The 10,081-nt window shown below is 62.9% G+C and carries 12 protein-coding genes; 7 read left to right on the top strand and 5 right to left on the bottom strand.

Annotation, left to right across the window (positions count from 1 at the left end):
- Positions 1–391 precede the first annotated feature (391 nt).
- The 3 genes from D187_RS29325 to D187_RS29315 all read left to right on the top strand — a co-directional run bounded on the left by D187_RS29325 (position 392) and on the right by D187_RS29315 (position 3,477).
- Positions 392–778, top strand: a complete 387-nt coding sequence (locus tag D187_RS29325; RefSeq protein WP_155893662.1) for a hypothetical protein — start codon at positions 392–394, stop codon at positions 776–778.
- A complete protein-coding gene (locus tag D187_RS29320; RefSeq protein WP_002643354.1) occupies positions 757–2,091 on the top strand; it encodes a hypothetical protein in 1,335 nt (444 codons plus the stop codon). The genes D187_RS29325 and D187_RS29320 overlap by 22 nt, the downstream gene beginning before the upstream one ends.
- Positions 2,092–2,715: 624 nt before the next feature.
- On the top strand, positions 2,716–3,477 hold the full coding sequence (locus tag D187_RS29315) for a hypothetical protein (protein ID WP_002643353.1): 762 nt from the start codon (positions 2,716–2,718) through the stop codon (positions 3,475–3,477).
- A gap of 49 nt (positions 3,478–3,526) precedes the next feature.
- Here the strand turns inward: D187_RS29315 and D187_RS57195 are convergent, their stop codons facing one another.
- The gene (locus tag D187_RS57195) at positions 3,527–3,799 is read right to left on the bottom strand and encodes a C1 family peptidase (protein ID WP_281171799.1); all 273 of its coding nucleotides are present in this window, start codon (positions 3,797–3,799) and stop codon (positions 3,527–3,529) included.
- The gene (locus D187_RS56445) at positions 3,796–4,146 is read right to left on the bottom strand and encodes a protease inhibitor I42 family protein (RefSeq protein WP_043431838.1); all 351 of its coding nucleotides are present in this window, start codon (positions 4,144–4,146) and stop codon (positions 3,796–3,798) included. The genes D187_RS57195 and D187_RS56445 overlap by 4 nt, the downstream gene beginning before the upstream one ends.
- 437 nt (positions 4,147–4,583) lie before the next feature.
- On the opposite strand from D187_RS56445, the gene D187_RS52770 reads away from it, so the two are divergent.
- The 3 genes from D187_RS52770 (at position 4,584) to D187_RS29290 (ending at position 6,437) form a co-directional block, all read left to right on the top strand.
- On the top strand, positions 4,584–4,775 hold the full coding sequence (locus D187_RS52770) for a double-CXXCG motif protein (RefSeq protein WP_002643350.1): 192 nt from the start codon (positions 4,584–4,586) through the stop codon (positions 4,773–4,775).
- A gap of 145 nt (positions 4,776–4,920) precedes the next feature.
- Positions 4,921–5,682, top strand: a complete 762-nt coding sequence (locus D187_RS29295; protein WP_002643349.1) for a hypothetical protein — start codon at positions 4,921–4,923, stop codon at positions 5,680–5,682.
- Between the two features lie 263 nt (positions 5,683–5,945).
- Complete coding sequence (locus D187_RS29290; protein ID WP_155893658.1) at positions 5,946–6,437, top strand: hypothetical protein; 492 nt, start codon at positions 5,946–5,948, stop codon at positions 6,435–6,437.
- On the opposite strand, the gene D187_RS29285 is transcribed toward D187_RS29290, so the two are convergent.
- The gene (locus D187_RS29285) at positions 6,424–7,683 is read right to left on the bottom strand and encodes a peptidoglycan recognition protein family protein (RefSeq protein WP_002643347.1); all 1,260 of its coding nucleotides are present in this window, start codon (positions 7,681–7,683) and stop codon (positions 6,424–6,426) included. The two genes, D187_RS29290 and D187_RS29285, sit on opposite strands and share 14 nt — an antisense overlap.
- Before the next feature lie 165 nt (positions 7,684–7,848).
- The gene (gene sitI6, locus D187_RS52765) at positions 7,849–8,190 is read right to left on the bottom strand and encodes a SitI6 family double-CXXCG motif immunity protein (protein WP_245591857.1); all 342 of its coding nucleotides are present in this window, start codon (positions 8,188–8,190) and stop codon (positions 7,849–7,851) included.
- A 331-nt stretch (positions 8,191–8,521) separates the two neighbouring features.
- Here sitI6 and D187_RS29280 point away from each other — a divergent pair, with 331 nt between their 5' ends.
- Positions 8,522–9,403: a LytR/AlgR family response regulator transcription factor gene (locus D187_RS29280; RefSeq protein WP_002643345.1), complete on the top strand. Its 882-nt coding sequence runs from the start codon at positions 8,522–8,524 to the stop codon at positions 9,401–9,403.
- Here D187_RS29280 and D187_RS29275 read toward each other — a convergent pair whose 3' ends face one another.
- Entirely contained in the window at positions 9,404–9,940 is a 537-nt protein-coding gene (locus tag D187_RS29275; protein WP_043431952.1) for a hypothetical protein, read from the bottom strand. It lies immediately after the preceding gene.
- Between the last annotated feature and the right edge of the window lie 141 nt (positions 9,941–10,081).

The raw sequence follows: 10,081 nt of genomic DNA, 5'->3' as shown, positions 1-10,081 counted from the left end.
CCTCACCCAGGCTTTACCTGGCGCACTCGAGGCCTTTGACACCGTCGCCGCCGTCTCCGGCGCCCTCCTGGCCGCTGCCTCAGGTGCCACGCTCGCCCATTCTCTCCCCCTTGGGGGCACAGAGAGACACCCTGGCGGGTTGGATGTACAGGTTGGCGGCTACGAGCAAGCCTCGCCATCAGGACTTGGCTACAAGGCCCCCACGTCTCAAGAGCTGGCGGATACATGAACCAGCCCACGAATCAACAGGTGGTAGAGTACCGCGAGAGGATGCGGAAGCTGACCACCACAGGGGAACGAAATGCCCAGGTTTCGAATTGATGACTTGGAAGACCTGTACCGGGAGGTCAAGCTCTATCGTTCGCTGCAACACTCTTCGAGGATGATCCCCATGCGGGATTCCTTCGGCGTTAGGGAGTCTAATGAGACCTTCCGCCGAAACTCACTCCAGGGAGCACAGGTGCGGGTCGCGGCACAACTGCGGAGCGCTGGTTTCAACGATGCGGAGGAGTTCGAGCGGGCTCTCTTCGACTTTCTCGCTTCCTTCCAAGACGTGGCGGTGGTGATTGCCATGGAGCTGCTGGCCCAGTTCGAGCAAGTCCTGCAGAGAGAACACACCCGATACCAGGACGGCTCGGCTGTCGCGGCCTTATATCAAGCATTGAGGCAGACCCGCGCCAAGGAGTACTACGCTCAGGTCGTCACTCCGAGGGCGAGGCCCGCTCGATCCGGCCTGAACCCGAGTTGCATAGATACATGCCGGGTCAACTCAAGATGAAGGCCGGGGTTCAGCAAAAGGCCGCCGAAGCCCGCCAACTCGCGGAGGCCGAGTTCGCGAAGGTCGCGCGAGCACATCCCCTCTTGAACCACAAGGACTTGGATGCCAGACGATTGACCAATGCTTCTCAATCAGATGTCCAATCCTTGATGCTGGAACACATCCGGGCGTGCCAGAACGACATCAAGGAGACGAGGAGAAACATCGCGGAAACCCCCACGCTCGTATTCAAGCTCGATGTGCTTCTGAGGGCAACGTATACAGCCATGGGTATCTCGCCTGGCTCCATTCATGATCTCGTCGTCCAGGACCGTATCCAAACGATTCGGGTACAAGAGACTTTCGTGGCCATGGCTCTCGGTGTCCTGGCCCTGGGGGCGGGCCTGCTGTCGGGAGGTGGAGGAGCCGTCGCGGTGGGCGCATTGGGCGTGGCCGGAGGCATCGGCGTGTACGATGCGATGCAGAGCCTCAAACAATACGAGATGGAATCCGCAGCCCATGGGGCCCGGCTCCTGTCGCATGATCCCTCTCTAGGCTGGGTGGTCGCCACGGTGATTGGAGCAAGTGTTGATCTGGCCGCCGCCGCGATAATCATCAAGGCGATGAAGCCATCTGTCCTTCTCTTCAACAAGAGTGGGGATCTCATTCAATTTGAAAACGGCCTCAAGGCTCTTCCTCAAATCAGTGGTGAATTGCGCACCCGGTTCGTCGCCGCCGCCCGTCAAGAACGCCAGCTTCAGCAGGCGGCTCGTCAGTCAGTGCCCACGGCCTCCCCTAAGACGGGCTCGGGCCGTGGGCTGTTTGGCAAGCAGTCCCCTGCACCGAGTGGCCCGCTCAGTCCTCAACTTCGGCAGATGTACCTGCGAGAGCTTGAATCCAAATGGTTCCGAACAAAGTTGTCAGCCTATGCCAAGCTCATTGGCAAGGGGCCCATCGATTGGGACGCCCTGGTCAAGATGGTGCGAACCGCCGAGTTTCGGGAATACGCAACGGTCAAGCAAATGCTCCTCAGTGGAGGATATGCTGGCTACTCGGAAGGCAGGCTGATTCTGGGAATGAGCAAACTCATTCGCGAGATTCCCGTTTTGGGACGCAGTGCCATACAGCATGAACTCGTCCATGTCTTCCAGGAACTGTCCATGGGAATGTTGAAGAGGGAATCCACCGCCGGACGACTTTCCTACCTGGAGGTGCTCAAGGCGGAAACATCAGCTAACCTGTTTGGCTCACCAGCACTCATCGTCTCGTTCATCGGTTTGAACGTCGTTGTCGACGGTTCGGCGATCTACCTCTACCAAGAGTTCTCCCACTAGCGCGAATTGTCCATGTCAAACTCTCCTTCCGTCGGCCCCGAATCCTCTGATGGCAGTGGCGTGGGATGTGCGGTACTGCTGGTGCTGTTCGTCGTTTGTATGGCCGGTCCACTCGTTTCATTGACGGTCGGCGGACCATGGGTCGGGGCAGGGGTGGCGGTTCTTTCCGTGCTCGCCTGGTCCTTGCTGGGGTTGCGTCCTGCACCAGGCTTGGTGCCAGGGCTGCTCACGGTAGGGGTCTGGCTCCAGAACCTGGGGGTCTTGGGGGTGTGCGCTGTCCGCATCGCCCGCGCACTGATGTCTTGAAAAGAACCGTTTTGAAGGTCAGCGCCACCCGGTCCACAGTGGCCTCCGCGTCATTCTGGGCCTCCTCGCGCACAGCGACCCCGTTCTTGAACATCCAGGGCTCCTCCACTTCCCTCCCCTGCTGATCCACGGGGACACCCAACTCCCATCGTCCGGGAACGCTGACATCATCCATCAGCCTGAAATAGCGCCTGGGCATGGTGGAACTCCTGGTGCGGTGCGTCCTGGGGGAGCAGACCCTCAACCACTCGACAGGACCTGTACTTCACCTTGACTTGTTGGGTCAAATCCGTTCCGCTGACTGGAGAGGGCGCGCACGTGGCGGATGATCAGAATGGCAAGGACGGTGGGCGGGGGCGGTTTGAACGAGGCGCGGCCTACGAAGAGGTGGGGCCCGGCCTGGGCCGCCTCCACGACGCATGGGACGTGGAGACAGGGCGGCCGGCCTTGCAACTGCTGCCCACGGACCGCGTGGACTGGCTACCCGAGGGGCGCTGGCGGGTGTCCCTGCTGTGCGAGCCGCATCCGGCCTCGGTGACACTGAGGGTGGAGGAGACACCCGCGTCCGTGCCCGTCTCGGAGCTGGCGGACCTCCTCGTGCTCACCACCGCCGCCGTCACGCGAGTGGAGGACAGTCCCCGGCTCCGGGACCACCTCGCCTCGGGCCTGTCGCTCCCACCAGTCCCACCCAGCTCACGCCGGAGCCCGGGGCACACCGTCACGAGTTGGACGGGCCTCGGGCTGGGTCTGGGCTTCTGGCTCCTGACGAGTCTCTCCGAGCCCCTCCCTCCTCCCGTGGAGGAGACACCCGACGTCTTCTCCCAGGAGGACGCCTCGTCCCTCTTCGACCTGGAGGCGTCCGACCCGGTGGCCCTCACCTACCCCCTGCCCGCCAAACCCTTTCGCAATCAGGCCGTGCCCCCCTGCAAGACCAACAAGGGCGCGGTGGAAATCAAGGGCGGCTGTTGGGTGGCATTGGAGCAGAAGCCTCCCTGCTTCAGCGATCAGGCCGAGTACCAGGGCAAGTGCTACCTGCCCGTCGCCAAACCCCAGCGGCTGCCGCAATCCGCCACTCCTTGACGGAAAACATGAGGCCGAAGGCCAGAAAATGGATGCGGCGTGATCGAACTCAGCGGGCGTACATTTCGCCGGGTGAATAGGCAGCACGGATCCACGACGCATCCGTTCCAATGGAATTGACCTGGTACTTGATCCACATGTACCCATTCAATCCCCATTTCACCCCCCAGGAGTTGCGAACCAGCCAGGCCCCCTTCTCATCGTCCCAGCCGACGATGGCGACCGCGTGATTGGCCGGCCCTGTTTCGTCCTGGTTGAACACGCCCTCCGCGTAGGATGGAAGAAACTCCTTGGAGAGTAGACTCCGCTGCGTCCAGGCTATTTCGCCGCGACCGCGAGCTGGACGCTGAAGGTCTTCTCGGGGTTCTGCTTCTCCCAGGGTCTGGCTTTCCTGAACTCCAGACTCACGTCCCCTTTGGACACCGCCTTGAAGCGAAAGACCTGGACTTCACGCAGTCCGACCATGCCCGCGGCGCTGTTCTGGGCTTGAGTCTGGGGCTGTGCCACTTCAGAGCCCAGAAACTCCAGGTTGACGGGAGTGGCGCCAGCAAGGTGCCAACTCGAGCCCGAACTCATGTGGACATTGAGGCTGACCTTGACGGTGTCTCCAGCACGGAGCTTGACCGGGCGTGTCGTCGTCTCGTCCACGCTGACCTCCGTCTCGTCCACGCTGGCCTCCAGCGGATTGCTACAGGCCAGCAGCAGGAGCGTGGGAAGCGCGACTCGAAGATGTCGAAAACCCTTTTTCATCCCGACCCCGGTCGTGTTCGGTGCACCACCACAACAAGGATGGAGGATTGTCGCGACGACACAGAACGCGGTTGCTTCATCCCCCTGCCCCTGGGCTCTCAATAACTTCAAGGGCTTACCAGCATCCCCGCCCCTGCCTCAAACCATACGAAACCCGACTAAAAAATCCCGTATACCCGGACAGACTAGCTTGATTGGATGAATTGGTCAAGCATGCACCTGTTTCCCGGCTCTCCGCAACTGGCCTGCCCCGGTAATTCACCAAGTAGGGTCATCCTGCCAACTTCCCGACGAGTCCTTTGACACCATCCCTCGCCACTCGGCGCGCCTCTCCACCAGCCCCTCTTTCACCCCATGTGCCAGCACGTAGCGCTGGCATTCCACTCTCCAAGGATCTCCTCCTGGACGCCACTACGCTCCCCACCGAGCTGGACCTTTTCCGCCTGGAGGACTTCCCCACGGTGGTGGTCTGCACCAAGCGCTTCGTCGAAGCCTGTCAACGCTTGGGGCTGGATGGCCTCGTCTTCGCGCCGCTCCCAGTGCGCTGAGAACACCACGCGTCTCTCGCTCTCACCCACCGCTCCTGCCGGGTGCCTCTCCGTCCGAAACGGACCCACAACCACTCGACAGGACCTGTACTTCACCTTGACTTGTTGGGTCAAATCCGTTCCGCTGACTGGAGAGGGCGCGCACGTGGCGAATGACCAGAATGGAAAGGACGGTGGACGGGGGCGGTTCGAACGGGGCGCGGCCTACGACGAGGTGGGGCCCGGCCTGGGCCGCCTCCACGACGCGTGGGACGTGGAGACAGGGCGGCCGGCCTTGCAACTGCTGCCCACGGACCGCGTGGACTGGCAACCCGAGGGGCCCTGGCGGGTGACCCTCCTGTGCGAGCCGCATCCGGTCTCGGTGACACTGAGGGTGGAGGAGTCACCCGCGTCCGTGCCCGTCTCGGAACTGGCGGACCTCCTCGTGCTCACCACCGCCGCCGTCACACGAGTAGAGGACAGTCCCCGTCTGCGGGACCACCTCGCCTCGGGCCTGTCGCTCCCACCAGTCCCACCCAGCTCACGCCGGAGCCCGGGGCACACCGTCACGAACTGGACGGGCCTCGGGCTGGGTCTGGGCTTCTGGCTCCTGACGAGTCTCTCCGAGCCTCTCCCTCCTCCCGTGGAGGAGACACCCGACGTCTTCTCCCAGGAGGAAGCCTCGTCCCTCGTCGACCTGGAGGCGTCCGACCCGGTGGCCCTCACCTACCCCCTGCCCGCCAAACCCTTTCGCAATCAGGCCGTGCCCCCCTGCAAGACCAACAAGGGCGCGGTGGAAATCAAGGGCGGCTGTTGGGTGGAACTCGCTCAAAAGCCTCCTTGCTTCAGCGATCAGGCCGAGTACCAGGGCAAGTGCTACCTGCCCGTCGCCAAGCCCCAGCGGCTGCCACAATCCGCCGAGCCTTGACGGAAGGACACAGGAGCGAGTCTGACGCTCTTTTCCTTTTACCCGGTTGGGAGAAGGGCCTCCCTGAGGCATGCTGGCTGCGGGAGCGTGCAATGAGCATGATCGAAACCCCCTCGAGGCTCGAGTCGCTTGAACATGAGCAGCAACGATTGCGTCGGCAGGTACGCTGGGTGCTGGGACTGGCCCTCGCAGGACCTCTTCTCGTTCTGGGGGCGGGCCTCGCACTGTCGCGAGCCCCCGGGGGGACCCCAGGCGAGTTGCGCGTGAGCCGACTCGTCCTCGTGGACGGAGCGGGCCGAGCGAGGGTGGAGTTGGAACTTGCTTCGGACTCACAGGAACCCCGGCTGGTGTTCACGCATCCGGATGGAAAGCCCTGGGCCACGCTCGAGGTCGCCGCGCTCCCCGGCGCGCCGAAAGAGCGTCGGAAAGCCACGTTCACCCTTCATGATGAGACGGGGGTGGCCAGGATTGGGATGGGCGCATCCAGTCAGGACAGTGGCGTGGCCCTCTATCAGTCGCAGGGCACGCCGGGACTCGCGCTCTATCATTCGCAGGAGTCTCGCGGGCTGGTCGTCTTGAACGGCCGCGTGCCGAGGATCCACCTGCGCTACAACCAGCACGACGACTCGGAGCTCTCCGAGCTGCTCTTCTGGGACGAGCAGAAACGGGTTCAGGTCGATGTCACCGCGGGTCGAGGCGGGACGTCCATGAGCCTCCAGAATCCGGACGGTCAGCGGGTCTTCAGTGCCCCCTGAACACCCTGTTCGGGCTCGGCGGCAGGTGGAGGGCGAGGTGCTCGGCGGTCTTGAGCTCCTTCTCGGCCGCCTCTATCTCCACGAGGAAGTCACGGGCCTTCTTTTTCATGGAGTCGATGTAGAGGCTCAGGTTCGCGCCCGGACACACCTTGGGAGCGCCATCCCGCTTGACCTCGGAGTGCCGCAAGATCCTGTTCGAATCGATCTTGTACTCGAGAACGAGGTGGTTTAGCAGCCGCTGAAGGCTCTCGAGTTGTCGCGCCGTGGGTTTGTCCGGATTCCAGCCGTTCTCCCACCTGTTCTCGAAATCGCCGCACAAGACAATCCCGATCGAGCCGTAATCGGGGTCCTTCTTCTTGTCTTTGTTCCCCTCGAACTGCCCCGCGTGCGCCCCCATGGCCCCAATGATGCGGCCCTCATTGATAGTGCCGTCCGAGGTGATCACGAAGTGATAGGGCATGTCGGAGTAGCCGTCCTTCATCTCCTTGACTTGTAGCTCCTTGACCGTCTGTTTGAGCGAGTCCGTCGTATGGTGGACGACGATGTTGGTGAGAGGCAGAGGCGCACCAGTGGGATACTCATACCAGTCCTTGTCCTGCTTGCGCGCAAGGGCGCCCCAGGCGGCACGAGAGACCACGGACACCGTGGCATTGGCCCCGACCTCCAATCGCTTCACCTTGGCGGCAGCCCAACGCTTTCCCGCGGTGGCCGCGGTGGGATCCAAATCGGTGATCGTCTTGGTGACGCGCGCGAGGGCGCTGGGCTGGAAGAGGAAGCCAGGCCGGAGACTGACGTCGAGGGCTGGCATGGTCAGGAGCACCGCGTTCATCATCTGAGCCAGTTGGGCGGAATTCAGCTCCTTGAGCAAGGTCTGACGATCCGTCTCGCTGAAGGTGGTCAGAGGGCCAACAGCCAAGGGCCAGAACCCCGACTTCACGAAGGCCCTGTACTGGGCCACGCTGTTCGTTGAAGCATTGAACTTCGGGGAGACATATTGGATCAACTCCTGGGACACGTAGCCCTTGTACGGCTTGCCGCCTACGTTCGCCTCGAGCTGGAGCCAGCCCTGCTCGCAACCACTTACCGTGACGATGGTGTCTTGGGGGATGTCAATGATTCTTCCAGTATAGGTCGCGCGGGGATTCTTGACGGGTTTCTCGCGGAGCACCGCGCTACTGGGGAGAGCCCTCCCAATCCAAGGATATGAAGAACGGTCACCCGAAGCAGACCCCTTCTTGCCGCTCATCGCAACCCCCCATTGGTAGGCGCCTTCATCGACCTGACGTCAATGCATGGAGCGTAGCACGAAAGCGCTTCGCCTGTGCGGCTGACAGCCGCATCCAAGCCTGAACGAGCCACGCCTCCCATCCTCCTTGGACACATACTCGGTGGGTGTGGCCCAGTGTCGGGCTCAGCGGGCCTCCAGCTCCTTGAAGACGACCCCATCCAGTTCCAGGCGGCGTACCGCGTCCACCAGGCGCTCGTTGGCAATGATGCGCGTCGAGGCGTCGGCCAGCCGGAAGATGTCCACATGCCGCGGCAGTGAGGCAGCGTCGAGACAATACGGGTCTGGGACGCTGGAGCCCATGGCGACACCACAGGTGGGGCACGGAGGGTTCGGAGGCGGTAGACAGTCCGGGTGGAATCGACCGTGGATTTCGAGCTGGATGTCCCGCAGGTCAGGAGCGTGTCTGGTCCGGAATCGCACCTGGGTGGGGCAACCGGTCAGACCACGTACGCCCTCGCTCTGCATGAGCCAGATGCACTTCGTGGGCCAGCTCCAAGTCCTCCGTTCTCGCGCAAGTCCCTCTTTTCGGGTCCTTTGACACCGTCTCTGGCCGTCTCTGGCAAGGGGCCCCCTCCCTCACCCTCCACGAGGCCCTCATCCCTCTTCCTCCTGGCTATGGGGGAATCCTTTATAGGCGGTTGTTCCAGAATTAGGACTGGTTGATGTGTCGAGAAGATTCTAGAAACGCTCACCGGAGGGGGCTCACGTTCCGACCTTCCCTGGGCCCCGACCGTCACGCCCCCATCACGCGGTCCGCGTAGAGCAACCCGCCCAATCCCGATTCGAGGAGGCGTGCATGGCTCTTTCCGTGGAGGCACTGAAACAACGTGGCGACATCCTGGGGCAGTTACCCAGGGATCCCGCGCCCATCCGGGTCCTGCTGGTGGATCCGGAGCGTGCGACCCGCCAGGGACTGGGGCTGCGGCTGGCCGCGGATCCCGAGGTGGAGCTGGTGGGCCTGTGTGCCAGTGGTCCCGAAGCTCTCCGGCTCCTGCGCCAACACCCCATTGATGTCATCTTCCTCGATGTGGAGATCTCGGGCATGGATGGCTTCCAGGTGCTGCGGGAAGCGGGTTCCGAGCGCACGGGCGCCATCATCTTCGTCACCGCGACTGCCACCCATGCTCTCAAGGCCTTCGAGGTGCATGCGCTCGATTATCTCCTCAAACCCATCGAGGACGAGCGCTTCACCCGGGTGCTGGCCCGCGCCAAGGAGCACGTCCGGGGCGAGCGGATCCAGGTGCTGGCGCGCCAGCTCGTGGGACTCCTGGGCATGACCTCCGGGGCGGCGCTCGCCGCCCCCTCCCTGGTGCCACCGCCCTCCGCGCCGCACTATCTGGAGCGGCTGGTGCTCAAGGAGGTCGGCCGGGTGGCCTTCCTTCCCGTGGGAGAGGTGGACTGGATGGAGGCCGAGGACTACTACGTCCAGGTGCACTCGGAGGGACGGACGCACCTGCTCCGCCAGTCCCTCCGAGAGCTGGAGGGGCGATTGGATCCCCACCAGTTCGTGCGCATCCACCGCTCGACCATCGTCAACGCCCACCGGGTGCGGGAGATGCGCCCCCTCTTCCACGGCGAGTACCAGGTCATCCTGCGGGATGGCACGTGTCTCAAGCTCAGCAGGAGCTACCGCCAACGGGTGGATGTCCTGCTGGGCCGTGCTCGGAGTCGCGCGTGACTACCAGGGAATCCACGTGCCATTGCAGGTGGAGCCGTTGAACTCATAGTTCTGAGCCCTCGCCTGGGAGACCTTCCCATCGAGGCCGTTGTAATGGCAGAAGCGCAGCGAGTAGGCGGCGTTGTCCATCACGTCCTCGAAGGAAGGGATGCAGAGCTGATCCGCGTATTGCTTGATGCGGATCTCCGCCCAGTCATCGCCATGGGAGCCGGAGCCGCTGTCGTAGACCCGGATGATCATTCCCGCCGGCGCCCTGAACAGCATCAGGGACCTGGCCTCGTCATTGGACCAACCCGAACCGCTGCTGTTGGGCATGATCGTCGGCGTGCCGTTATAGAGGTACCAGCCGACCTGATCCGCCTGACAACCATTGTTCTCCCAGAACGTGATGACAGGTGGGTCGGCGAGCTGGCTGACCTGGGTCTTCATCTCGGAGGCCGGGAGTTCCTCGCCCGTCCTGTTCGCGGCGGGTTCGGACTCAGGACCGCAGGCCGTGGCGAACACCATGAAGCAGAGCAAACCCATTCGACGGTTCATGTGATGATTCTCCTCGTGAGGATGGAACATGGGGACACCATGGGCCGTCTCCGGCGACATGGGCACACCGGTGTTCTCCGGTTCGCGAGAACCACCGTAGGGGAGTCGTGAGGGGGTGCACAGGAGGATGCCGTGAGGCGG

It is taken from the genome of Cystobacter fuscus DSM 2262 (assembly GCF_000335475.2).
GTDB classification, from domain to species: Bacteria; Myxococcota; Myxococcia; order Myxococcales; family Myxococcaceae; genus Cystobacter; species Cystobacter fuscus.
Note: the sequence above shows the minus strand (reverse complement) of the source record. Positions and strands in the feature narration are given on the sequence as shown.

What these genes read in the sequence shown, in the direction of transcription:
- D187_RS29325 (WP_155893662.1), top strand. Translation starts at nt 392, where the DNA reads ATGCGGGATTCCTTCGGCGTTAGGGAGTCTAATGAGACCTTCCGCCGA.
- D187_RS29320 (WP_002643354.1), top strand. Translation starts at nt 757, where the DNA reads ATGCCGGGTCAACTCAAGATGAAGGCCGGGGTTCAGCAAAAGGCCGCC.
- D187_RS29285 (WP_002643347.1), bottom strand. Translation starts at nt 7,683, where the DNA reads ATGAGCGGCAAGAAGGGGTCTGCTTCGGGTGACCGTTCTTCATATCCT.
- sitI6 (WP_245591857.1), bottom strand. Translation starts at nt 8,190, where the DNA reads ATGCAGAGCGAGGGCGTACGTGGTCTGACCGGTTGCCCCACCCAGGTG.
- D187_RS29280 (WP_002643345.1), top strand. Translation starts at nt 8,522, where the DNA reads ATGGCTCTTTCCGTGGAGGCACTGAAACAACGTGGCGACATCCTGGGG.
- D187_RS29275 (WP_043431952.1), bottom strand. Translation starts at nt 9,940, where the DNA reads ATGAACCGTCGAATGGGTTTGCTCTGCTTCATGGTGTTCGCCACGGCC.